Annotated in this window: 20 protein-coding genes; 10 read left to right on the plus strand and 10 right to left on the minus strand. The window is 74.5% G+C overall.

Annotated features, from left to right (window positions below):
- Nucleotides 1-69: 69 nt before the first annotated feature.
- Entirely contained in the window at nt 70-675 is a 606-nt protein-coding gene (gene pth / locus D5H75_RS10725) for an aminoacyl-tRNA hydrolase (RefSeq protein ID WP_119926241.1), read from the plus strand.
- A 247-nt stretch (nt 676-922) separates the two neighbouring features.
- Here pth and D5H75_RS10730 read toward each other — a convergent pair whose 3' ends face one another.
- On the minus strand, nt 923-1,504 hold the full coding sequence (locus D5H75_RS10730) for a 3'-5' exonuclease family protein (protein WP_119926242.1): 582 nt from the start codon (nt 1,502-1,504) through the stop codon (nt 923-925).
- A 391-nt stretch (nt 1,505-1,895) separates the two neighbouring features.
- Here D5H75_RS10730 and D5H75_RS10735 point away from each other — a divergent pair, with 391 nt between their 5' ends.
- From D5H75_RS10735 to D5H75_RS10765, 7 genes are all read left to right on the plus strand, one after another.
- A complete protein-coding gene (locus D5H75_RS10735) occupies nt 1,896-3,365 on the plus strand; it encodes a sugar transferase (protein ID WP_242454124.1) in 1,470 nt (489 codons plus the stop codon).
- 203 nt (nt 3,366-3,568) lie between these two features.
- Nucleotides 3,569-4,360: a 3'(2'),5'-bisphosphate nucleotidase CysQ gene (locus tag D5H75_RS10740; RefSeq protein ID WP_242454125.1), complete on the plus strand. Its 792-nt coding sequence runs from the start codon at nt 3,569-3,571 to the stop codon at nt 4,358-4,360.
- Nucleotides 4,361-4,392: 32 nt separating this feature from the next.
- Nucleotides 4,393-5,307 (plus strand): sulfate adenylyltransferase subunit CysD, encoded by a 915-nt coding sequence (gene cysD, locus D5H75_RS10745; RefSeq protein WP_119926572.1) that lies wholly within the window; start codon nt 4,393-4,395, stop codon nt 5,305-5,307.
- A gap of 9 nt (nt 5,308-5,316) precedes the next feature.
- Entirely contained in the window at nt 5,317-6,570 is a 1,254-nt protein-coding gene (gene cysN, locus D5H75_RS10750; RefSeq protein WP_119926243.1) for a sulfate adenylyltransferase subunit CysN, read from the plus strand.
- A 325-nt stretch (nt 6,571-6,895) separates the two neighbouring features.
- Complete coding sequence (locus tag D5H75_RS10755; RefSeq protein ID WP_422673555.1) at nt 6,896-7,795, plus strand: sulfotransferase; 900 nt, start codon at nt 6,896-6,898, stop codon at nt 7,793-7,795.
- Complete coding sequence (locus D5H75_RS42860) at nt 7,792-8,937, plus strand: glycosyltransferase family 2 protein (RefSeq protein WP_242454126.1); 1,146 nt, start codon at nt 7,792-7,794, stop codon at nt 8,935-8,937. The genes D5H75_RS10755 and D5H75_RS42860 overlap by 4 nt, the downstream gene beginning before the upstream one ends.
- Nucleotides 8,934-9,878: a WecB/TagA/CpsF family glycosyltransferase gene (locus D5H75_RS10765; RefSeq protein WP_119926246.1), complete on the plus strand. Its 945-nt coding sequence runs from the start codon at nt 8,934-8,936 to the stop codon at nt 9,876-9,878. Before D5H75_RS42860 ends, D5H75_RS10765 begins: the two co-directional genes overlap by 4 nt.
- A 25-nt stretch (nt 9,879-9,903) precedes the next feature.
- Here D5H75_RS10765 and D5H75_RS10770 read toward each other — a convergent pair whose 3' ends face one another.
- Entirely contained in the window at nt 9,904-10,479 is a 576-nt protein-coding gene (locus D5H75_RS10770) for a dihydrofolate reductase family protein (protein WP_119926247.1), read from the minus strand.
- A 56-nt stretch (nt 10,480-10,535) separates the two neighbouring features.
- Nucleotides 10,536-10,691 (minus strand): hypothetical protein, encoded by a 156-nt coding sequence (locus D5H75_RS41440; RefSeq protein WP_202638035.1) that lies wholly within the window; start codon nt 10,689-10,691, stop codon nt 10,536-10,538.
- A 100-nt stretch (nt 10,692-10,791) separates the two neighbouring features.
- Here D5H75_RS41440 and D5H75_RS10775 point away from each other — a divergent pair, with 100 nt between their 5' ends.
- On the plus strand, nt 10,792-11,394 hold the full coding sequence (locus tag D5H75_RS10775; protein WP_119926248.1) for a TetR/AcrR family transcriptional regulator: 603 nt from the start codon (nt 10,792-10,794) through the stop codon (nt 11,392-11,394).
- Here D5H75_RS10775 and D5H75_RS10780 read toward each other — a convergent pair.
- The 6 genes from D5H75_RS10780 to D5H75_RS10800 form a co-directional block, all read right to left on the minus strand.
- The gene (locus D5H75_RS10780) at nt 11,374-12,312 is read right to left on the minus strand and encodes a sulfotransferase (RefSeq protein ID WP_119926249.1); all 939 of its coding nucleotides are present in this window, start codon (nt 12,310-12,312) and stop codon (nt 11,374-11,376) included. The two genes, D5H75_RS10775 and D5H75_RS10780, sit on opposite strands and share 21 nt — an antisense overlap.
- Nucleotides 12,309-14,618 carry a polysaccharide biosynthesis C-terminal domain-containing protein gene (locus D5H75_RS44035; protein ID WP_277949929.1) on the minus strand — a complete coding sequence of 770 codons (2,310 nt, stop codon included), beginning with the start codon at nt 14,616-14,618 and terminating at the stop codon, nt 12,309-12,311. Before D5H75_RS44035 ends, D5H75_RS10780 begins: the two co-directional genes overlap by 4 nt.
- Nucleotides 14,619-14,685: 67 nt before the next feature.
- Nucleotides 14,686-15,543 (minus strand): sulfotransferase family protein, encoded by an 858-nt coding sequence (locus D5H75_RS42870; protein ID WP_242454127.1) that lies wholly within the window; start codon nt 15,541-15,543, stop codon nt 14,686-14,688.
- A complete protein-coding gene (locus D5H75_RS42875; protein WP_242454128.1) occupies nt 15,540-16,523 on the minus strand; it encodes a hypothetical protein in 984 nt (327 codons plus the stop codon). The genes D5H75_RS42870 and D5H75_RS42875 overlap by 4 nt, the downstream gene beginning before the upstream one ends.
- Nucleotides 16,520-18,085, minus strand: a complete 1,566-nt coding sequence (locus tag D5H75_RS10795) for a hypothetical protein (RefSeq protein ID WP_242454129.1) — start codon at nt 18,083-18,085, stop codon at nt 16,520-16,522. Before D5H75_RS10795 ends, D5H75_RS42875 begins: the two co-directional genes overlap by 4 nt.
- Nucleotides 18,086-18,627: 542 nt before the next feature.
- Complete coding sequence (locus D5H75_RS10800) at nt 18,628-20,253, minus strand: Wzz/FepE/Etk N-terminal domain-containing protein (RefSeq protein WP_202638036.1); 1,626 nt, start codon at nt 20,251-20,253, stop codon at nt 18,628-18,630.
- Nucleotides 20,254-20,728: 475 nt separating this feature from the next.
- Here D5H75_RS10800 and D5H75_RS10810 point away from each other — a divergent pair, with 475 nt between their 5' ends.
- Entirely contained in the window at nt 20,729-21,790 is a 1,062-nt protein-coding gene (locus tag D5H75_RS10810) for a glycoside hydrolase family 26 protein (RefSeq protein ID WP_242454130.1), read from the plus strand.
- A gap of 70 nt (nt 21,791-21,860) precedes the next feature.
- Here D5H75_RS10810 and cysC read toward each other — a convergent pair whose 3' ends face one another.
- Nucleotides 21,861-23,072, minus strand: coding sequence for an adenylyl-sulfate kinase (cysC, locus tag D5H75_RS10815; protein WP_422673558.1), 1,212 nt, complete (start codon nt 23,070-23,072; stop codon nt 21,861-21,863).
- Nucleotides 23,073-23,108 lie beyond the last annotated feature (36 nt).

The following is a 23,108-nucleotide window of genomic DNA, read 5'->3' on the forward strand; positions in this document are numbered from 1 at the left end:
CCACGGGCACCCCGTGGAGGACTTTCGACGTAGATCGACCGGGTACGCCGGAAGGTGAGATGAGGCATCGTGTCCACGGATGAGCGCTGGCTGGTCGCCGGTCTGGGCAACCCCGGCCCCGAGTACGCCGGGAACCGCCACAACGCCGGCTTCATGGTGCTCGACGAGCTCGCCGCCCGCGTCGGCGGCCGGTTCCGCATGCACAAGTCCCGCGCGGAGGCCCTGGAGGGCCGCCTGGCCGGCGTCCCGGTCGCGCTCTGCAAGCCGATGACCTACATGAACCTCTCCGGCGGCCCCGTCGCGGCCCTCCGCGACTTCTTCAAGGTCGCCCCGGAGCGGATCATCGTGGTCCACGACGAGCTGGACATCCCCTACGGCGCGCTGCGCGCCAAGCTCGGGGGCGGCGACAACGGCCACAACGGCCTGAAGTCCATCACCAAGTCCATCGGCACCCGCGACTACCTGCGGATCCGCTTCGGCATCGGCCGCCCGCCCGGCCGCATGGACCCGGCGACCTTCGTCCTGCGCGACTTCGCCACCGCCGAGCGCCGCGACCTCCCCTTCCTGGTGGACCGCGCCGCCGACATGGTCGAGTCCCTGATCAGGTCCGGCCTGGAGCAGACCCAGAACACCTACCACTCCCAGGACCTCAACCCCGCCAAGCCCCCGCGCTGACCCACCGCGGGCCGCCCCGCCCGAGTCACGGTGCGGCGGGCCTTCTACGCACGAGGTGGGGCGGGCCTTCTACGCACGAGGTGGGGCGGGCCTTCCGCGCACGAGGTGCGGCGGGCCGCGCCCCCGGCGTACGAGACAGCGGTGGGGCCGGGGCGCCGTCGTACGGGGTGCCTCCCCGGGGGGCGAGGGCGCGGTGCCTCCCCGGGGGCGGGGCACGACCGGGCCGTGCCGAGAAGGCGGCGGGTCCTCAGGGGGAGCCGGGGCCGGGCCAGAGCATGAGGTTCTGGAAGAGCTCGGCCTGCTCGACGGCGTCGTCGAGGGCGTGGTGCGTGTGGGGCCGGGTGGACTGGAGATGCCGCGGCATCTGCCGCTTCGTGGCCCATTTCACCGGGACCCCGGCCTTGGCGGCGTACAACGTCTTGATGTCCAGGGCCCGCGAGTGCCCGAACGGCGACCCGCCGGGCGCGTAGCGCTCGAAGTACCAGTAGAGCCAGGTCCAGTCGTACGCCAACGGATAGGCCACCAGGACCGGCGACCCGCCGAGGGACGCCACCCAGGCCGCCGCCTCGGCCATCGCCTCGGCGGGATCGCGCCCCTCCCGCACGAGCCGGTCCCGGTCCAGCCCGGTCACCGCCACCGACGCCGGCACGAACTCCTCCGAGATCGGCCGCAGCTCCGCGTAGAAGGTCCGCTCCAGCGGGTCCACCGCCGTGAACCGCCGTCCCTCCGCCCGTCCCGCCACCGCGAACCCGAAGCTCAGCATGGAGTAGGGCCCGGGGATGGGCCCGTCGGCCTCCACGTCCGCCGACACGTAGATCTCCGCTCTCATCCCGCCCAGTCTCCCAGCCTCCGCGCGGGCGCACGGCCGCGCGAGCGACGCCGGGAACGCGGGGCAGGGCCGGGACGAGCGTGGCGGGCGCGCGGCCGGGGACCGGAAGGCCCTCCGGGGCGGCCGCCCGCGTCATCGGGAATCGGGTTCATGGCGGGATGTGCCGTGAACGGGTGAAATCGCGGCATGCGTAGGAAATGCCGGTGAACGCCGTGCCGCCGGGAAAGGAGAATACGTCGGGAAAGCGTATGGGTGAAGTGGGGTATTGGGGTCGTAATGGGCCTGTGGAAAACGGGCGGCGGGGGTTTCGGGAAAGGCTAGGATTTTGGAACCCGGTATCTCGGGGCCGAATTCTGTGAGTCTTCCTGTCCCCGTCGAAACGGAGAGACGCGTGCTCGATGGCGAGTACACCGCGGCGGTCGTGCGGCGGCCGGGGCCGGTGGCGGTGGGCCGCCCGGCCGAGCGGGTCCCGGGGTGGGCGCGGCGCCACCAGGTGCTGGCGTTCGCGGCGGACCTGGTGTGCGCGCTGGCGGCGGGGGTGCTCGCCGTGCTGATCCGGTTCGGCGACGTGACCCCGCACGCCGCGCCGTACGCCGTCACGAGCCTGGTCTTCCCGCTGGCCTGGGCGCTCGCGCTGGCCGCCAGCCGGGCCTACGACGCGCGCATCTTCGGGATCGGGTCGGACGAGTTCCGGCGGGTCGCGCGGGCGGGCTTCGCGCTCACCGCCGCCGTCGCGATCGGGGCCTACGTCACCAAGACCGACGTCGCCCGGGGATACGTCGTGCTCGCGCTGCCCGCCTGCACGCTGCTCACGCTCTGGGCGCGCTACGCGATGCGCCGCCGCCTGCACCGCCGCCGGGTGCGCGGCCAGTGCATGCACCGCGTGGTGGCGGTCGGCCATCCGGCGGCGGTCGCCGACCTGGTCACCCAGTTCCGGCGCGAGCGCTACCACGGCATGGAGGTCGTGGCCTGCTGCCTGCCCGAGGCCGACGCCGCCCGGCACCGCCGCATCGCCGGCGTTCCCGTCCTCGGCGACTTCAGCGACGTGCCGCTGGCCGTGCCGCTGACCGGCTCCGACACCGTCGCCGTGCTGGCCTGCCCGGAGATGGACGGGGTGGCGCTGCGGCGGCTGGCCTGGCGGCTGGAGAAGTCCCGCACCGACCTCGTGGTCGCCCCCGCGCTCATGGAGGTCGCCGGTCCGCGCACCACGATCCGGCCGGTCGCCGGGCTGCCCCTGCTGCACGTCGAGCATCCCGAGCTGGCCGGGGCCTCGCGCGTGGTCAAGGCGCTGTTCGACCGGTGCGTGGCCGCGCTCGCGCTGCTGGCCCTCACGCCGCTCTTGCTCGCCGTGGCCATCGCCGTGCGGTCCACCGGGCCGGGGCCGGTGCTGTTCCGGCAGCGCCGGGTCGGCCGCGACGGGCGCTTGTTCACGCTCTACAAGTTCCGCACCATGGTGGAGGACGCCGAGCGGCTCAAGGTCGCGCTGGACAGCGACGTGCAGGGGGTGTTGTTCAAGGTGCGGCACGATCCGCGCATCACGCCCGTCGGGGCCTGGCTGCGCCGCCACTCCCTGGACGAGCTGCCGCAGCTCCTCAACGTGCTCCGCGGTGACATGTCGCTGGTCGGCCCCCGGCCGCCGCTGCCGCAGGAGGTCGCCAAGTACGGCGACGACGTGCGGCGACGTCTCGTCGTACGGCCGGGCATGACCGGTCTGTGGCAGGTGAGCGGCCGGTCCGACCTCTCCTGGGAGGAATCGGTACGGTTGGACCTGCGTTATGTCGAAAACTGGTCGCTGATGCTCGACCTGCAGATCTTGTGGAAAACCTGGTCCGCGGTCGTGCGCGGCGCCGGGGCGTACTGAAGGTCACGCTCCGTCGCCGCCGGCGGCCGGGTGGGCTCAACGGCGAGACGGTTCGACGCGGCACCGGCCCCGGCGGGGTCGGTGAGGATCGCAACGTACGGCTCGCGCTCCGCGACGCCGGCACCGATCTGGGAAGGCCCGCGCAGGGCCGGAGGAGGCGCCCGCATGGTGAACACGGTCGGCACCCGTCGAGGAGGCCCCGCGTGGTAGCGGCGGCCCGCGAGGAGAGCCCCGTCCGCGACGACCACGCCCTGGCCGCGGACCTGGCCACCGAGGCCGGGGAGAAGCTGCTGCACCTGCGCGCCCGCACCGGGTTCGACGACCCGGCGACGCTCAAGCGCAAGGGCGACCGCAGCGCCCACGAACTCCTCACCGGCGCGCTCGCGCGGCTCCGCCCCAGCGACGCCGTCCTGTCGGAGGAGGGCACGCGCGAGGAGCGGTCCGACCCGCGCCGCCAGGCCGCCCGCCGCGTCTGGATCGTGGACCCGCTCGACGGCACCCGGGAGTACGCCGAGGCCGGCCGCAGCGACTGGGCCGTCCACGTGGCGCTCTGGTCCGAGGGGGAGCTGACCGCGGGCGCCGTCGCGCTGCCCGCCCAGGGCCGCACCCTCACGACCGCCGACCCGCCCCGCCTGCCGCACGTCACCGACGGCCGCATCCGCATCGCCGTCAGCCGCAGCCGCCCCCCGGAGTTCGTACGGCGTCTCGCCACGCTGGTCGGGGCCGAGCTCGTGCCGATCGGCTCGTCCGGGGCGAAGATCTCCGCCGTGCTGCTGGGCCAGGTCGAGGCCTACGTGCACGCGGGCGGGCAGTACGAATGGGACAGCGCCGCCCCGGTCGCGGTGGCGCGGGCCGCGGGAGCCCACGCGAGCCGCATCGACGGGTCCGAGCTGACCTACAACCGCAGCGACCCGTGGTTGCCCGATATCCTGGTTTCCCTACCCGAACTGGCGCCAATGTTGCTCGCCGGAATCCGGGACCTGCACCGAGCCTGATCCCCCTCAAGGAATGGCGCATAGGAATGACGATGCTGGCCTGCGACTACACGGTGTCTCAGCTCGACGTGCTCGAAGCCGAGGCGATCCACATCATGCGGGAGGTGGCGGCCGAGTTCGAGCGCCCCTGTCTCCTGTTCTCCGGCGGCAAGGACTCCATCGTGATGCTGCGCGTCGCGGAAAAGGCCTTCTGGCCCGCCCCGATCCCCTTCCCGCTCATGCACGTGGACACCGGCCACAACTTCCCCGAGGTCATCGAGTTCCGCGACCGCCGCGTCGCCGAGCTGGGCGCCAAGCTGGTCGTGGCCTCCGTGCAGGACTCCATCGACCAGGGCCGGGTGGTGGAGGAGACGGGCAGGCGGGCCTCCCGCAACCGGCTCCAGACCACCACGCTGCTCGACGCGATCGAGGAGCACCGGTTCGACGCGGTCTTCGGCGGCGCCCGGCGCGACGAGGAGAAGGCCCGCGCCAAGGAGCGCGTCTTCTCCTTCCGGGACGAGTTCGGCCAGTGGGACCCGAAGAACCAGCGCCCCGAGCTGTGGAACCTGTACAACTCGCGCATCCGGCAGGGTGAGCACATCCGGGTCTTCCCGCTCTCCAACTGGACCGAGCTGGACATCTGGACCTACATCCAGCGCGAGCAGATCGAGATCCCCTCCATCTACTTCGCCCACACCCGCATGGTCTTCGAGCGCGACGGCATGCTGCTGGCGGACTCGCCGTTCGTCCAGCGGGACGACGACGAGCCGCTGTTCAAGGCCACCGTCCGCTACCGCACGGTCGGCGACGCCTCCTGCACCGGCGCCGTGCAGTCCACGGCCGCCACGGTCGAGGAGATCATCACCGAGATCGCCGCGACCCGGATCACCGAGCGCGGCGCGACCCGGGCCGACGACCGCGCCTCCGAGGCCGCGATGGAAGACCGCAAGCGGGAGGGCTACTTCTAAATGGCAAGCATGGACATCCTGCGGTTCGCCACCGCCGGCTCGGTAGACGACGGCAAGTCCACCCTGATCGGGCGGCTGCTCTTCGACTCCAAGGCGATCTTCGAGGACCAGCTCGACGCGGTGGAGCGCACCTCCCGCGACCGCGGCGACGAGTACACCAACCTCGCGCTGCTGACCGACGGCCTGCGGGCCGAGCGGGAGCAGGGCATCACGATCGACGTGGCCTACCGCTACTTCGCCACGCCCAAGCGCAAGTTCATCATCGCCGACACCCCGGGCCACATCCAGTACACCCGGAACATGGTCACCGGCGCCTCCACCGCCGACCTGGCGATCATCCTGATCGACGCGCGCAAGGGCCTGCTGGAGCAGTCGCGCAGGCACGCCTTCCTGACCACGCTGCTCCGGGTGCCGCACCTGGTGCTCGCGGTCAACAAGATGGACCTGGTGGACTACTCCGCCGCGCGCTTCGAGGAGATCCGCGAGGAGTTCACGGCCTTCGCGACCAAGCTCTCGGTGTCGGACCTGACGTTCATCCCGATCTCCGCGCTGCACGGCGACAACGTCGTCTCCCGCTCGGAGAACATGCCCTGGTACGACGGCCCGTCGCTGCTCCACCACCTGGAGAACGTCCACATCGCCTCCGACCGCAACCTCATCGACGCGCGGTTCCCGGTGCAGTACGTCATCCGCCCCCAGCGCAGCGACTTCCCCGACTACCGGGGGTACGCCGGCCAGGTCGCGGGCGGCGTCTTCAAGCCCGGCGACGAGGTCATGCACCTGCCGTCCGGCCTCACCACGAAGATCGTCGGCATCGACACCTTCGACGGCCCGGTCGAGCAGGCGTATCCCCCCATGTCGGTCACGCTCCGGCTCGCCGACGAGATCGACATCTCGCGCGGCGACATGATCTGCCGTCCGGGCAACCAGCCGCACGCCGCCCAGGACCTGGAGGCCATGGTCTGCTGGATGTCGGACGCCGTACGGCTCCAGCCGCGTTCGAAGCTGACCGTCAAGCACACCACGCGTACGGCCCGCGCCCTGGTCAAGGACGTCCAGTACCGGCTGGACGTGAACACCCTCCACCGCGACGAGTCGGCGACGAGCCTCGGCCTCAACGAGATCGGGCGCGTCTCCCTGCGGGTCACCCAGCCCCTCTTCGTGGACGAGTACGGCCGCAACCGCACCACCGGCGGCTTCATCCTGGTGGACGAGTCCACCAACGCCACCGTCGCCGCCGGCATGATCATCTCTGCCCAGTAACCACCACCCCGCCCGGAACGCACCCATCCCCAACCGGGGCCCTGGGTGCGTTTCCCTTTTCCCCGCCCTGTGGAAAACCCGCCCCCACCTTCGTCGTGATCATGCAGTTTTGCGCACGGTGTGTGATTAAAACTGCATGATCACGGCGAAGGATGCGCCCGCGAAGAGAGGGGCCGGGGGCTGGGGATTCCCAAAGGGGAGGAGGGGCGGAAAACGGGGGAAGTTCGCGTACTTGGGTAAGTGGGCTTTTCGCATTTGCCGCGGGCCAGGTGGCAATAGCGTGGCCCGAGGAATCCGCAGGCGGAGGATGCCGGGAGGCGGCTGGGTGGACGCTCGTCTGGTGTTCGTCGGCGGGCTCGGACGTAGCGGCACCACGTTGCTGGAGCGGCTGCTCGGAGAGCTCCCCGGAGTCGTCGCGCTGGGCGAGGTGACCCACCTGTGGGAGCGGGGGCTGCTCGCCGGCGAGCCCTGCGGCTGCCGTACGGCGTTCCGCGACTGTCCCTTCTGGTCCGAGGTGGGCAAGCGGGCGTTCGGCGGGTGGGACCGGTTCGACCTGCGGCGCCACCTCGCGCTCAAGAGGCGGGTCGAGCGGACGCGGCGCATCCCGGCGCTCGCGGCGGGGCCCGGGACGGGCGACGTCGCGGCCTACGCGGTGCCGTACCTCCGGCTCTATCACGCGGCGCGCGAGGTGAGCGGGTGCCCGGTCGTGGTGGACTCCAGCAAGCACGCCGCCCTGGCGTACTGCCTGCGCCGGGCGCCGGGGCTGCGTGTCCTGCACATGGTGCGGGACCCGCGCGGGGTGGCGCACTCCTGGGCCAAGCGGGTGGCGCGGCCCGAGGGCGACTACATGACCCGTTGGACCGCCGCCCGCAGCGCGCTGAACTGGACCACGCAGAACCTCGCCTTCGAGGCCCTGGCCCGGACCCGGGTGCCGCGGACCCTCATTCGGTACGAGGACCTGCTCGCCGCCCCCCGCGACACCCTCGCCGGGCTCGCGGCGCTGCTGGGCGTGCCCGCCGACCTGGGCTTCTGCGGGGACGACCACGCCTTCCTGACCACCGCGCACACCGCCTCGGGCAACCCGATGCGCTTCGTCACCGGCCGCGTCGGGCTCGCCCCAGACGACGAGTGGCGGCTCTGGCTCCCCGCGCGGGAGCGGAAGGTCGTCACCGCGCTGACCCTCCCCCTCCTCATCCGCTACGGCTACCGCCCGGAGCATGCATGACGAGAATGCTCGTACCCCAGCACCACGCCGGCCTGCCGCACGCGGACAGGGCGGCCGGGTCCGGCACGACCGGCGCCGCCCCCGCCCACCCGGGGGCCTGGCCCTCGGTGGGCGTCGTCGTCCCTACCAGAGGCACCAGGTCGGCCCTGCTGACCCGGGTGATCCGGGCCATCCGCAGCCAGGCGTACCCCGGCCGCCTCCACGTCGTCGTCGTCCACGATCCGGATCCGTCCCCGCCGTGCGCGGGCGGCCTCAGGGACCGGCCCCCCGCCGCCGCGAGAGCCGCCGGGCCCGCCGGACCCGCCGGGCCCGCCGGACCCGCCGGACCCGCCGGACCCGCCGGACCCGCCGGACCCGCCGCCCGGCCCGGGGAGCGGCCGCGCCGGTGCGACGACGAGCCCGACCCCGGCCGGACGCTGCGCTGGCTGCGCAACCTGCGCACGCCGGGCCTGCCGGGGGCGCGCAACACCGGCATCGAGGCGCTGGACACCGAGCTCGTGGCGTTCTGCGACGACGATGACGAATGGCTGCCGGGCAAGCTGTCCGCGCAGGTCGCCGCGTTGCTGCGGGTGCCCGGGGCGGAGTTCGCGAGCTGCGGCATCGAGGTCGAGTACGACGGCCGCCGCATCCCCCGGCTCGCCGGGACGGAGGTCGTCACCCACGCCGACCTCCTGCGCGACCGCATGGTGATGGTGCATTCCTCGACGTACCTGTTCAAACGAGACGTGCTGCGCGTGGACGAGACCAGCCCCGCCGGGCAGAACGAGGACTGGGACCTGGCGCTGCGGGCCGCGCGGCGGCACTCGCTGGTCCACGTGGACCGGCCGCTGGTGCGCGTCCTGTGGGGGGCGACGTCGTTCTTCGCCGACCGGTGGCGCGACCGCGCCGAAGGGCTGGAGTGGATGCTCGAACGGCATCCGGAGCTGGCCGCGTGCCGCGCCGGCGCCGCCCGCGTGTACGGCCAGCTCGCCTTCTGCCACGCCGCGCTCGGCCGCCGCCGCGACGCCGTACGGTGGGCCGCGCGCGCCCTCCTCACGCCTCGCCTGGAGAAACGCGTCCCGGTCGCGCTCGCGGTCGCCGCCGGCCTGATCTCGGCCGAGGCCGTGCTGCGCCGCCTGCACACCCGAGGGCGCGGCATATGACCGTCGCGCCCGGGCCGCCGCCGGAGGCACGGCCCGAGCCCCGGCCGCGCCGGGTGCGGATCGGCGGCGTGGAGTTCGACGCGGTGACCGAGGACCGGGCCGTGGCGTACGTCATGGAGCGGGCCCGGCGCGGCGAGGGCGGCCACATCCTCACCCCCAACGTGGACATCCTCCGCGCGATCACCCGCGACCGCCCGCCGCACGACGGCGCGGAGGCGCGGCCGGGCGGGCGGCCGGGCGACGGCGCGGGGGCGCGGCCGGGCGGGACGCCGCTGCGGGAGCTGGCCGGGCGGGCGGAACTGGTCGTGGCCGACGGGATGCCGCTGGTGTGGGCGTCTCGGCTGCTCGGGGACCCGCTGCCGGAGCGGGTGACGGGCGCGTCGCTGATCTGGTCGCTGAGCGCGGCGGCGGCGGAGCACGGGCTGCCGGTCTACCTGCTGGGCGGGGCTCCCGGGGTGCCGGAACGCGCGGCGCGGAACCTCGCCGCGCGGTGCCCGGGGCTCGTCGTCGCGGGGGCGGACGCGCCGCCGTACGGCTTCGACGCTGATCCGGTGGAGAGGGAGGCCGTGTGCGCGCGGGTCGTGGCGGCGCGGCCGGGCATCGTCTTCGCCGGGCTGGGGTTCCCCCGGCAGGACCTGCTGATCGACGGGCTGCGGGAGAGGCTGCCCGGCACGTGGTTCGCGGGCTGCGGGGCGGCGATCGCGTTCGCGGCGGGGGAGCGACGGCGGGCTCCCCGGTGGATGCGGGACGCCGGGCTGGAATGGGCGGGCCGGCTGCTCGCCGAGCCCCGGCGGCTGGCGGGGCGTTACCTGGTGCGGGACCTGCCGTTCGCGGTGTCGCTGCTGGCCCGCGCGGCGCTGGCCCGCCTGACCTCGCGGGAGCCGTACGGCGGAGCGCCGGCGGCCCGCCGTACGGCGGAAAGCCCCGGCACCCGTCCGTGAGGGGGGCGCCGGGGCGGCCGGCGGATCACTGCTTCCTGGCGTAGTCGAGGATGAGCGCGCCGTTCTCGAGCCTGCGGGTGCCGGTCAGCTCGAAGGCGGTGGGCGAGAAGTCCGCGGTGAAGACCGGGATCCCGGCGCCGAGGACCACGGGGTACAGCTTGATCACCATCGCGTCGATCTCCGGGAGGAGGGAGCCGGCGAGCCGGCCGCCGCCCATGAGCCAGATGTCCAGGCCGTCCTCGGCCTTGAGCTCGCGCACCTTGCCGACCAGGTCCGAAGAGATGATCTCGACGGCCGGGTCGGGGCTCTCGGTGATCGTCTCGGAGACCACGTACTGCCGCAGGTGGGGGTACGGGCTGGTGATGCCGATCCGGAGCGCGAGCTCGTAGGTGGGGCGGCCCTGGATGCCGGTGTCGAAGTGGCGGTTGGGCCGGTCGTCGAACCCGAGCGCCTGCCGGATGTGGGCCGGCACGGTCTCCGGGTAGTCGTCGCGCAGGAAGTCGAGCACGTCCTGCCCGACGGGGAAGTGGTCTATCCCGCCGTCGGGGGCGGCGATGAACCCGTCGATGGTCATGCCGACGTAGTAAACGAGCTTTCGCATGCGGGGTTCCGTTTCTGGGGGTTCGGGAGGGTCCGGGATGTCATGGCGTCAGCCGGTCAGCGGGCGCCGCCGGGCTTGGGGAGCGGGCGGGGGCGCGGCACCGAGCGGGGCGCGGGGACCTCGCGGCGGCGGGACGGCTTGCCCTGGTGGAACGACCGGGGGTTCGAGCCGGTCGCGGCGGTGATGAGCTCCGGGTTGATCCGTACTCGCATCTCTTCTCCTGATCGCTTCGTTCATAGTACTCTGTCTGAAGTGGTTTCACCGTAGTACTACATTCAGAGTGGTGTCAACGGCGATCTGAGGAGAATTTCGATGAGGCAGAATCCGGCCCGGCGCGGGGCGCTGCTCGACGCGGCCATCGAGGTGCTGGCCAGGGAGGGCGCGCGCGGGCTGACCTTCCGCGCCGTGGACACGGAGGCCAAGGTGCCGAACGGCACCGCCTCCAACTACTTCAGCAACCGCGACGACCTGCTCACCCAGGTCGGGCAGCGGTTCTACGAGCGGCTCGACCCCGGCCCCGAGGTGATCTCCGCGGCGCTGGAGGGCCCGCGCGACCGCGCGCGCGTCACCGAGCTGATGCACGAGCTGGTGGACCGGGTCAGCGCGTTCCGCTCGGGCTACCTCGCGCTGCTGGAACTGCGCCTGGAGGCCACCCGCAGGCCCGAGCTGCGCCGCCTCCTCACCGAGCGTATCCGTGCCGACATCGACTTCAACATCGACTACCACCTGCGGTCGGGCCTGCCCGGCGACGCGACCACGGTGGTGCTGTTCTACCTGGCCTTCAACTGGCTGATCCTGGACCGGCTCACGCTGCCGGACATCTTTCCCGAGGACCAGATCCAGGACCTGGTCACCGCCATGGTCGAGCGCGTCCTGCCGCCCGACTCCGGGCGCTCACCCGGGGAGCCCGCCTGAGACGCGGCCCGGATCCCAGCCCGACGTCAGCTCCCGCACCCGGGCGATCTCGGCGGGCGTGAGCCGGTCGCGGTAGGAGTTCAGCGCCGCGGCCGGGTCCATCGGGCGGTACGCCGTACGGGACAGGCCCGACCAGCCGAACGCCTTCCCGCCCCGGTCGGCACGCCGCCGGGAGCAGGAGGCGGCGACGCGGGCGGCGGCCCGCCCGGTCCACTCCAGCCCGCAGAACGCGTACAGCTCGCGGAACCCGCCCACCGGATCGCGCACCAGCTCCTCGTACGGCGTCACGCGCACGCGCGGCGACTCCGGCAGGACCGCGTGGACCACCCGCCACAGCGTCGCGGCGACGGCGAGCCGGTCCGCCGACCCGTCCAGCGCGCGCAGCTCCCCGGAGTACGGCCCCAGCAGGTCGCGCATCAGCAGCGGCTGGTCCAGCAGCTCCCGGAACCGCACGGTCCAGCCCAGCCGCATCCAGCTCCCGGTGAACGCCACCGGATCACGCACCAGCACGACCACGCGGCAGCCCAGCCGCTCGGCGAACCAGCGCGCCGACAACACCGCGAACGGGTCGTCCAGCATCGCCCGCCGCCCCCGCAGCCGGCCCAGCGTGAACGCCGTGCCGTACTTCGCCATCCGCGCCAGGTCGTACGGTCCCCGGTTGCGCCGCAGCTCGGCCGCGAAGCCGTACCGCAGCGCGATCGTATCCCGGAACGCCCGCAGCCACGGACCCTCGTTCTCCGGGCAGATGTACTGGAACCGGTGCGTGACGGTGGCGTTCAGCACGCCCGGCGAGTGCCCCGGCGGATGCTGCGGGTTCAGCGGCTCGTTGACGTAGACGACCTGCCCGCTCGCCTCCAGCATCTTGCCAGCCCAGCTCGTGCCGCTGCGCGGAAGCCCGGTGACCAGCAGCGGCGTCATCGCGACCACCCCGGCAGGGACGCCCTGCCGTACGGCGTGAGCCCGATCCCGCGCACGACGCGCACCAGCGGCAGCAGGTTCTTCACCAGCACCCCCGCCGACCAGCCCAGCGCCGCGCCGACCGCCCCCAGCGGCGGGATGAGCGCGAGATCGACGATCACCGTGACCGCGAGCGAGAGCAGCACGTTCGCCAGCGCGCGCCGCGTCTCCCCGGCCGAGGTGAGCACGACGTCCACCATCCCGCAGGCCGTCGCCGCCATCATCGTCACCGCCACGATCACCGCGATGGTCACGGCGTCCCCGGCGAGCCCGAAGACGGAGCCCACGAGGTACGGCGCCGCCACCGCGCACGCGATCCAGAACGGCCAGGTCAGCGCCACGAGCCAGGCCGTGGACGCCTGGTAGACCTCCCGCGCCCCGGCGAGGTCGCCCCGGTCCAGCGCGGCCACCAGCCGGGGCTGCGCGGCGGCGGCGAGCCCGGAGTTCACGAGCTGCCCGAGCACCTTGAACCGCGTCACCGCCGTGTAGACCGCCGCCGCCCCGGCCCCGCCCAGCGCCGCCACCAGCAGGATGTCCATCCGCTGGAACACCGCCTGCGCGGTGGCCGCCGCCGCCCGCGGGCCGGTGTGACGCCAGAACTCCCGCGTGCCCGGCCCGCGCAGCGCCGGGTCATCGCCGTCGTGCACCGCCATGACCACGCGCACGAGCCCGGCGCGGGGCCTGCGCAGCCGGGTCGTGCCCAGCCGCAGCGGCAGCCACACCATCACGAGGGCCGGCGCCCACGGCCACACCCAGGCCAGCGCGATCGCGAACGGCGGCGCGTCCGGGAGCGGGGTGAGCGACACGACCGACAACAGGCCCGCCACCGGCACGAACACGTCCCCCACCAGGACGGTCGGCCCCATCCGCAGCAGCCCGCGCGTGCCCGCGAGCAGGATCTCCGTCAGCACGACGACCGGCAGGAACGGCGCGAGCACCCGCAGCATCTCCCCGGCCCCGGGGCCGCCGGCCAGCAGCGCCCCGATCTCGCCGGACCACGTGAACAGCCCGGCCGCGACCAGCGCCGACAGCGCGAGCGGCAACGGCGCGGCCGCCCACAGGCACGTCCCGAGGCCCCGCCCCCGCGCGAGGAAGTACACGAGGCCGCCGCCCGCGTCCAGCCGCACGACCCCGGCGACCAGCAGGAACAACGCCATCGCCGCGAAGAACACCCCGGCCGTCTCGCCCCCGAACCCCCGCAGCGCCACCACCACCAGCCCGAACTGCGCCCCGGCCCCCACCACGGCGCCCGACAGCCCCGCGACCTTCCCCCGGACCAGCCCGGCGGCGCTTCCACCCCGGACGCCCGACCCGATCTTGAGTCGTGCGCCGGATCCGGGATCGGCCTCGCGCCGCGTTCCGGAGTCGGGATCGGTTCCGTACCGCGTTCCGGGTTCGGGATCTGCTTCGTGTCGTGCACCGGAGTCGGGATCTGCTTCGTGTCGTGCGCCGGAGCCGGGACTGTCGGGCCGGGCGCCGGAGTCCGGGCCCGCCGTTCGCCGGTTGCCGATGCTCGGGGTGGTCTCGTGCCGCTCCCGCGAGCCGGAGCCGGTCTCGCGCGGCGTGCGGAGGCCCGGGGCGATCGCGCGTCGCGTGCCGGACCCGGAGGCGGCCTCGCTCTGGGGCACGCGGCCGGAGGCGGCGTCGGCCGCGCGCGGCGGTGCGTCGCCGGAGCCGGCATCGGTTTCGCGCCGGGGCGCGGTGCTCTGGCCGGTGTCCCCGCCGGTCGGCCCGCTGACCGGCCCGCTGACCGGCCCGCCGGCCGGATCGGTGAGCCGGGCGCCGGGGGCCGGGGCGGGACTCGTCGCCGCGCCGCTCTCGGGTCCCGTGGCGGCGGGCGTCGGCGTGCGCGGCCGGGTGAGCCGGGCGAGGCCGAACCAGCGGCGGCCGGCCGCGCCCGCCTCCTCCGGCGATCCGGGGCGTCGTTCTCTCCGCGGCCAGGAGCGCCGGGCGGCGGGTACGGCCTGCGCGGACGGGTCCGGGCGGTGGCCAAGGCGCGGGGCCGCGCGCGGGGCGGGCACCTGGAGAGGCGCGTCCTCGGCCGCCGCGGCAGGCGTCCCCCCGCCGGCGGGCGGCGGGTTCCGCGGGTCGATCACGGGGATCGGCTCGGTGTCGGGCTCGGCCGCATGCCGTACCGAACCGGGAGCGTCCGTCTCCGCCTGGGCGGAAGCGGTGACCTCCGCCTGGGAGGACGTCTCCGCGGGCCCGGAGGAGGACGGGCCGGAAGCGGCGTGCGGCCGGGGTTCCGGGTCGTGCGGGTGGCTCATGGCATCGCCTCGCCCCCGGTGGGCGGGATCGCGGGGTCGGGCGGGGTGGGGCCGGCGGGCAGCATGATCAGCGGTGCCAGGAGGGGGTGTCGCCCAGCCAGCGGATGAGGTGATGGTCGTGCGGGGCGAAGTAGGACTCCAGCGACCGGCGGAGGGCGGCGGGCATGGGGGCGGTGCGGGGGCGGGCGTTGTGCCGCTCGAACACCGGGTCGTGGAGCCGGGGGAGCCCGAGGAACTCCAGCACGCGGTCGTAGACGGGCTCGGGGTCGGCGAAGAGGTCGCCGCTGTCGATGACGTGGATCCGGTCCCGGCCGACCAGGGCCGCCAGGCGGTCGAGCTGTTCGGCGTAGCGGCCCCGGCCCCGGTAGGCGTGGTGACGGTGGGCGTGGCTGACGTAGCGCGGGTCCTCGTGCATGCGGGCGACCTCGCCGCGCAGCCGGTCCTCCTCCAGCTCGATCGCGCGCTCGAACGGCTCGGTCTCGAAGCCCCGGGCCAGCTCGTGCGCGTGCGCGGAGTAGGCGCGCTCGACCGGGTCGCGGACCAGGGCGATCAGCTTGACGCCGGGCAGGTCCCGCGCGATGCGCTCGGGCGCGAGGGGGTGGAACAGGTAGTACGGGCTGGACTCGAACGCGATCGGGCAGACCCCGTGAGCCCGGCCGGCGCGGCGGGCGCTCAGCGCCAGCGGGAAGTGGGCCTGGTACCAGGGCAGGCCGCGGTGGTAGGCGACGTCGAAGAAGTGGACGCCCTTGTGCAGCACGGGCTTGAGGATCGCCGGGTGGGAGCTGAGCGCGCGGTACAGCGACGTGGTGCCGCAGCGCTGCGCCCCCACGATCAGGAACCCGGGCAGCACGCGCGTGCGGTAGGTGATGCGCCCGGTCGTCCGTGACACCCCGTGCGCGGCCCGCTTCAGCGTTCCGGTGCTCACAACAGCGCCTCCTCGTGATCGATGACGGGATTGAGCCAGCTCGACTGCGGGCCCAGCGGCTCGTGGCCGTCGCGGCGGTGCCGCTCGGCGAGCGTGATGAGGTACTGCACGGCGACCTGCCGCGCCTCGGCGGAGGAGGGACCGAGGGGGCAGAGCAGCCGCGCCGCGCCGGTGACGCACGCCTCCGCCGCGGCGCGGGGGGACATGCGCCGCAGCGCGCGCTGGAACGCGTGGTGCAGCAGGTCGAAGCCGAACGGCAGGCCGTCGTCGAACCGCTCCCAGTCCCACACCAGCAGGGACTCGTCGTGCTGGGCGAGGTTCCACGGGCTGAAGTCGCCGTGCCAGGCGTACCTGCCCAGCTCGGCGATCTCGCGTACGGCGGACGCGAGCAGGGCGGGATCCACCCGGCGGCGGGCCTGGGCCACCGGGAGCGGAGAGAGCACGAGCACGTCCAGCCCGCGCCATTCCCCGTAGTGCAGCAGCCGGGGCGGCACCACGCGCCGCAGCGGCACGTCGGCGAGCAGCCGCAGGGCGTCGCGCTCGTTGCGCACGAGCGCGCAGGTCAGCGGGTCGCAGCCGACCTTGGCGTACGCGATGAGCGCGCCCGCCGGGGTGATCGCCTGGAGCACGGGCTTGCGGTTGGCGCGGCGCGGCGGGCTCACCTGGAGGGTGACCAGCACCTTGCGGCCGAGCACGTCGGAGAGGTACTCCTCGATGGTGTCCTCGCCGGTGGCCAGGCGCCGCCTGCCGCCGATGACCGGCCACCCGAGCCCGGCCCGCAGCGCCCGCGCCCCCGGCTTGCCCAGATGGCGTACGGCCTCGGCCGCCACCGCCCGGCGGGCGCGGGGGACGAGCAGCCGCGGCCGTCGCGCGCTGGGGAGCAGCACGAACTCGCGGAGGCGTTCCCCGGCCGGCCACAGGAGCGCGCCGACCCTGTCCAGCTCGGCGAGGCGGAGTTCGGTGTCCGGGGAGCGTCTCATGGCTTCTCCAGGCGTTCGCGCCAGAGCAGGGCGAAGGAGATCATGTACAGGCTGAGCGGCGTCACCAGCGCGTCGTAGACGACCATGTAGAAGAGCACGAGCAGCATCACCAGGACGCCCGCGGCCGCCACCGGGCTCCGGTCCCGCCGGTGCCGCCAGGCGGCGCCCCCGAAGAACGCCGCGTAGCAGACGACCCCGGTCACGCCCTGGGAGATCAGCAGCAGCCAGAGCTGCCCGTCGGCGCCGAGCGGCGGATGCCCGCACTCCTCGCACCACGACGTCTTCCCGGTCGTCCCCGACCGGTGGTTGCCCAGGGCGGGCCGCGTGGAGCCGTACCCGATCACCGGGGACCCGAGCGCCACCTCGACCGTCTTGGAGATCGTCGTGGACCGCACCTCGTTGCTGTGCGGATTGTCCAGCCGTTCGCCGATGATCCCGCCGAGCGGCGTCGCGACCAGCACGAGCCCGGCCGCGGCGAGCCCGCCCAGCGCGGTCACCAGCGCCAGGGGCCGTCCCCGCGCGGCCAGCCGTACGACGGCGTATCCGGCGGCGACGGCCAGCGCGATCCACAGGCCGCGGTTCAGGGAGTAGACGATCGGCACGGCCGCGACCGCCAGCGCGGCGACGGCGGCCACCCTGCGCCCGGCCCCGCCGTACACCCACCAGCCGACGACGAACCAGATCAGCAGGACCGAGACGTTGCTGCCCCAGGCGTTGGCCCACTCGTAGGGCGCCTCGGGGCGCGGTGAGGGATAACCCAGCACCATCTGCGTCTGCGCCGCGGTCGGGTGGATCAGGTTCCGCACGAACGAGTTGCCGGCCAGCCACTCCGGCAGCACCGTCTCCACCGGCGAGGTGAACTGGAACCCCGGCGCGACCACGCCCAGCACGCCGCCGGCGACCGTGGTCAGGAACAGCGCCCCGAGCATCCGCACCAGCCGGAGCTGCGGCAGCTCCGACCGGCTCAGGTTGCCGAGGTAGAGCACCACGACCAGCAGCGAGGAGTAGATCGCCAGCCGCATGAGGTAGCCGAGCACCCGCCCCGGCCCCAGCTCGCCGAAGGACCCGGCGGGGGTCTCGCCCAGCATCACCCCGCTCACGAGGTAGACGGCGAGCAGCAGCAGCCACCACCCGAACCCGGGCGGCACCCGGACCGGCCGCCGCCGCCAGAGGATCACCCCCATTGGCACGGCCACGACCACCACGGCCAGCCCCCCGAACCCCAGCGCCCACCACACCGGATAGCCGACGAGCAGCGCGAAGATCGGCCAGGTGACGGCCCAGCTCCGCCCCGCCCCGCCGGTCCCCGGAGCGGCCGGCCCGGCCGGGGGGAGGTCCGCCGTCCTCACCGGCCCGGGCTCACCCAGGCTCCCCACCGTCTCTCCGGCCTCCAGGACACGGGACTCCGTCCCTCGCCGGGGGCCGCCCGCCTCCCTCTCCCGCGCGAGCGCGGGCAGGAGGCCCTCGTCCCCGATCCCCGGCACGGTGACGGCCGCCCCGCTCCGCTCCGACGTGAGCACTCCACGCGTTCCGGCCTCGCCCGCCCGCTGGATCGCGCTCACCGGCGTCACTCGTCCCGGTACGGCTCGCGCGGCGGCTCCGCCGGTCCGCTGTGCGGCGTCGCCGGGCCGGATAGCCGGCTCCGGAGACTCCGGCCTGGATGCGGCGTGAGCGCCGGAACCGCCGGTGCCCGGTCCGGCCCCGGCCGCAGGGGCGCCGGATGCCCTCGCCTCACGCGCCCCGGTGACCTCCGGCCCGGCGAGGCGCCGGGGGCCGGTCGCGCCCGGCTCGCGGGCGGCGGACGCCCGCGACCAGGGGGTCGCCCATCGGGAGTCATCAGGGCCGGCGGCGAGGGCGGGCGCGGGCGGGACGGTCGCCAGGGTGGCACGGACGGCCTGGGCGGCGTGCCCGGGTGTCCGTTGTACGCGGAGCATGGGCCGGGCCGTACCGAGGACGGCGGTTTCGGCGTGGGCGCGCGCGGCGGGCCGGGTCTCGCGCCGGGGGGCGGGCGAGGACGTCGCGGGGTTCTCCGCCGCCGCCTCCTCCGGCGTGAGGGGCCGGGGGCGGGGCGGGTCCGCGGCGCGCCGGCCTCGGCGGGGCCGGGTCATGACGGGTCGGGGCGGGCGTTGGCGGGCTGGGGCTCCCACGCGCCGGAGGAGGCCGGCTCGGCGGCGGGCCGCGACTCGGGGCCGGGGGAGGCGGGCTCGGCGGCGGGCGGCGAGTCGGGGCGGAGCCTGACCGACGGGTCGGCGGCCACCGCGGCCTGGACGGGGAGCACGGCGGCGCCGTGGACCCGCACGCCGGAGCGGGTCAGGTGGGGGAGCGCCCGGGGCGCCTCGGCGCGGTCGCAGGCGCCCGCCTCGACCACGATCAGGGCGCCGTCGGCGTGCCGCGCCAGCGTCTGGACGGAGTGGGAGAGGGCGGGCGCCTGGACGACGACGTAGCGCGCGGTCTCGCGCAGGCGCTCCAGGAGCCCGGGGAACTCGGGCGTGCCGATCGCGGCGGGCAGCTCGCCCGTGCGCAGGCCGGCGGTGATGACGCGGAGCCGCGTGGACGGCGTGGGCGGCCTGCGCTCGGTCTCGGCGGCGGGGCTGTGGCGGGTGAGGATCTCGGCCAGGCCCGGCCCCTCGGGGACGCGCAGCAGGTTGACGCCGGTGGGCGCGGCCGGGTCGGCGCAGATCAGGACCGTGTCGTGGGCCTCGCCGAGGGCAGCGGCGAGGCTGGCGGCGACCACTCCGCCGCCGTGGCCGGGAGCCGCCGTGGTGACGAGGACGACCTGGTCGCCGGGGTCCATGCGGTCGGTGAGGGCGCGCGCCAGCTCCTGGAAGGGGGCGGCGGACAGCGGCCTGCCGCGCTCGATCGCCAGGAGCACGGGCACGCCGAGCAGGCGCTCGACGTCGCGGGCGGAGCGGACGCGGGTGTCGCCCCGGTCGCGCAGGGCGGCCAGGCCCAGGCCCGCGAGCAGGCCCAGGATCAGGCCGCTGCCGATGAACAGCGGAGGGTTCGGGAAGGACGGGCGCACGGGCGGGCGGGCCGGGCTGATCACGTGACCGGGGGTGATCGAGACGGCGGTGAGCCCGTCGAGCTTGGCCCCCAGCGCGTCGGCCTGGCGGGTCAGCAGCCGGCGCTGCTGCGCCAGCCGTACGTGCCGGGCGGTGCCCCGCTTGGCGCGGGGGAGGGCCACGGTCACGCGGCCGAGGCGGGCGCCGGCCTCGGCGATGCTCTGGCGCAGCGCGCGGATCTGGGCGTCCACGGAGGCGCGCGCGATGTGGGCGCGGTTGGCGAGGTAGGCCTCGGCCACGGCCTGCGCGCCCGCCGCCGCGAGGCCCGGCCGCCGCGCGGTGTGCTCGATCAGCAGGATCGCCGAGTTGGGCGGCACGGAGACGGCCAGCGACTCGCGCAGGTCCGTCGGGGACACCTCGTGCCGGCGCGCGCGCAGCAGCTCCGCGGCGCGGGAGGCGACCACGGCGGAGCCGGCGACCTGCGCCTCGGTGTCGAGGTTGAGCGGCTCGCGCTGGCGGGCGGTGACGAGGTTGTTGTTCTCCTGGACGCCCGTGGACAGGACCAGGACCTGGGCGGCGGCGGTGTAGGCGGGCGGCAGGGCGAGCAGCCCGGCCCCGGCGACGCCGGTCCCGAGGAGCACGAGCGCGAGCACGGTCGGCCAGCGCCGCCGCAGCAGCGCGGCGCAGGCGTTCGCCGGGGGCTCTGCCGCCGGGGGCGTGAACGTCATTCGGCCCCTCCCGGGTTTCTGGGGAGCTTTACGTTTCGAACTATAAGCCGGTTCAATATTTTCCCGTTCGGATATCGAGCAATGGCCGGGGGATTCACCGGGCGGCATTCCTTCCCGAATTCCGAAAAATCCCCATCCGCGACCGCGCCTCCCCGGGCCGCTCGCCGAGCCTCCGGCGTACGACTGAGCGGCCGAAAAGCGCAGGTGGCGGCAGATTTCCGGGGATGCCGGGGCGGTGTCGCGGAGGCTCAAGAACCTAGATTCCGTGTTCGCTGACGGCGGAGCGATCTCTCGACAATTGACGAACCCGTGGCGGAATCCGGGAGTGGCGCGGCGGGGCCCGGCTAATATCCGCTGGAACGGCCGGGACCGGCGCGGCGCGGAACGAGGGGGGACGGTGCGGACTTCACTGCATTTCCAGAAATCGCCTGAGCGGAGTCGCTTTCCCGTCAATTCCGGTATTTCCGGGCATCTCGTGAGAGGTCTGGCCGTCGCCGCCCTCATCGGCGGCACACTCTCCTGCTCCGGCGGGCACGCCTCAGGCCGTACGGCCACCGGCCCCGCCGACGGTGACGCGGCGGGAGGGGCCGTGGCGGGCGGGGCGGCGGGCGCGGTCGCCCCCGGCACGCGGTGCGAGGCGTCCCGCCTCCTGGTCCCGTCGTGCGGGGCGTGGTGGGGCATCGCGCCCGGCGTGTTCACCCGGACCCCGACCGGGAGGGCGCTGCGCGACGCCGAGCGCCGGATGGGGCGGCGCAGCGCGATCCTGCACGTCTACCACCGCGGGGCCGAGCTGTTCCCGACGGCGGAGGAGATCGCGCTGGCGCGGGAGGGGCGCCTGCTGTTCGTCAACTGGAAGCCCTCGCTCCGCCACACCTGGGCCTCGGTCGCGGCGGGCGCGCTGGACGGCCGGATCGCGCGTCTCGCCCGCCACCTGCGCGCGTCGTTCCGGGAGCGGTTCTTCCTCACGATCCACCACGAGCCCGAGAACGACGTGCGCGGCGGCGGGAACGGCGCCGACGACTACCGGCGCATGTTCCGGCACGTCGTCACGCGGCTGCGCGGGCACGGGGTGACGAACGCGGTGACCGTCATGACGTACATGGGCGCGGTCAACTGGGGCGCCAAGCCCTGGTTCGGCCGGCTCTACCCCGGCGACGACGTGGTGGACTGGATCGCCCTCGACCCGTACGCCGACGGGCGGGTCGACGACTTCGCCGCCCTGGTCAACCGGCGCCGCCGCGAGTTCCCCGGCTGGCCGGGCTTCTACCGCTGGGCCGCCCGCCATCACCCCGGCAAACCGCTCATGGTGGGGGAGTGGGGCGTCTTCGAGCGGCCCCGCGACCCCGGCTTCAAACGCCGCTTCTACGCCTCGGTGCGCCGCCAGGCCCCGGCCTTCTCCAGGATCAAGGCGCTCGTCTACTTCGAGTCGCCGCGCGCGCCCCGGGGCGACACCCGCTTCGACACCACCCCCGGCGGCCTCGCGGAGTTCCGCCGCCTGGCGGCCTCCCCCCACTTCACCGCGCCCAAGCTCCCCTGAGGCCCCCGCCCCGCCGCTCAGCTCAGCTCAGCTCAGCTCAGCTCAGCTCAGCGGGAGGAAGGGGCGGAGGTCAGCGGACCCAGCCGCGGGTGACGAGGTGGTCCAGGACGCGGTTGACGGCGGTCTCGACGGAGATGTTCGTGGTGTCGATGACGAGGTCGGCGTCGTCGGGCTCCTCGTAGGGGTCCGAGATGCCGGTGAACTCCGGGATCTCGCCCGCGCGCGCCCGGGCGTACAGGCCCTTGCGGTCGCGGCGCTCGCACTCCTCCAGCGGCGTCGAGACGTGCACGAGCACGAAGTCGCCGAACTGCTCCACCATCTCGCGCACCTCCTCCCGCACCGCGGCGTACGGCGCGATGGGCGCGCAGATCGCCAGGCCCTTGTGGCGGGTGACCTCGGCGGCGACGAACCCGATGCGGCGGATGTTGAGATCGCGGTCGGCCCGCGAGAACGTCAGGCCCGAGGACAGCATCCGCCGTACGACGTCGCCGTCCAGCAGGGTCACGGTGCGGGTGCCGCGTTCGAGCAGCGCGTCGTGCAGGCCGCGCGCGATCGTGGACTTGCCGGACCCCGACAGGCCGGTGAAGAACACCGTCAGCCCGCGCCGGTGCGGCGGCCCGGGGATCACCGCGGGCTCGGGCGCGGCGTAGTGCTCGGCCGCGCCGTACGCCGCCGCGACGTGCTCCCGCAGCTCCAGGTCCAGCGTGAGGTCGTCGCGGGGGGCCAGCGGCACCGCGACCACCCGCGTCCCGGCGGGGAGCTTGTCGAGCGCGGCGAGGGAGGCGCGCACCACGGCGGGCCCGCCCTCGCCGAAGATCAGCGGCATCAGCACGATCGGCGCGCCGAGTTCCTCCGCGAGCGCCGTGATCTCCTCGGGCGAGTCGATCGGCCCCCGCGCCGTCACCACCAGGGGCTCGGCCTCCAGCGACTCGCGAACCTCGGCGGGCGTACGGCGGAGCCGCCGGAACGGGCCGTGCTCCGGCGTGGAGAGCGCCTCGACCGGCCCCGCCAGCGTGAGATGGTCGCCGTGCGGCGTGCGCTCGGTGATCGTCAGCCGCGCCAGCGGCACGCCCTCGGGGTCCTGGAGCACGAGCGCGTCAGCCCCCGCGACGACCTCGGCGGGCACGGTCAGCGTCACGGGAACCGGCCAGGGCGTCCCGTCCGCGAGCCGACCCCGCGCGGTCACCGACTCCACGTCGGCCGCCCCCATGAACCCGGTCAGCGGCGCGAACGCCCCGCTGAGCAGCAACTCCAGATCGGCGAGCTCAAACGCGTCCGGCACCCAAACAGGAAGAACTTCAGCCACCCCGAGACCCTA

This window comes from Bailinhaonella thermotolerans (assembly GCF_003594875.1).
GTDB classification, from domain to species: Bacteria; Actinomycetota; Actinomycetes; order Streptosporangiales; family Streptosporangiaceae; genus Bailinhaonella; species Bailinhaonella thermotolerans.

Coding starts and splice junctions, on each gene's coding strand:
- D5H75_RS10730 (WP_119926242.1), bottom strand. CDS start 1,504: ATGAGAGCGGAGATCTACGTGTCGGCGGACGTGGAGGCCGACGGGCCC.
- cysD (WP_119926572.1), top strand. CDS start 4,393: ATGCTGGCCTGCGACTACACGGTGTCTCAGCTCGACGTGCTCGAAGCC.
- cysN (WP_119926243.1), top strand. CDS start 5,317: ATGGACATCCTGCGGTTCGCCACCGCCGGCTCGGTAGACGACGGCAAG.
- D5H75_RS42860 (WP_242454126.1), top strand. CDS start 7,792: ATGACGAGAATGCTCGTACCCCAGCACCACGCCGGCCTGCCGCACGCG.
- D5H75_RS10765 (WP_119926246.1), top strand. CDS start 8,934: ATGACCGTCGCGCCCGGGCCGCCGCCGGAGGCACGGCCCGAGCCCCGG.
- D5H75_RS10770 (WP_119926247.1), bottom strand. CDS start 10,479: ATGCGAAAGCTCGTTTACTACGTCGGCATGACCATCGACGGGTTCATC.
- D5H75_RS41440 (WP_202638035.1), bottom strand. CDS start 10,691: ATGCGAGTACGGATCAACCCGGAGCTCATCACCGCCGCGACCGGCTCG.
- D5H75_RS10775 (WP_119926248.1), top strand. CDS start 10,792: ATGAGGCAGAATCCGGCCCGGCGCGGGGCGCTGCTCGACGCGGCCATC.
- D5H75_RS10780 (WP_119926249.1), bottom strand. CDS start 12,312: ATGACGCCGCTGCTGGTCACCGGGCTTCCGCGCAGCGGCACGAGCTGG.
- D5H75_RS44035 (WP_277949929.1), bottom strand. CDS start 14,618: ATGAGCCACCCGCACGACCCGGAACCCCGGCCGCACGCCGCTTCCGGC.
- D5H75_RS42875 (WP_242454128.1), bottom strand. CDS start 16,523: ATGAGACGCTCCCCGGACACCGAACTCCGCCTCGCCGAGCTGGACAGG.
- D5H75_RS10800 (WP_202638036.1), bottom strand. CDS start 20,253: ATGACGTTCACGCCCCCGGCGGCAGAGCCCCCGGCGAACGCCTGCGCC.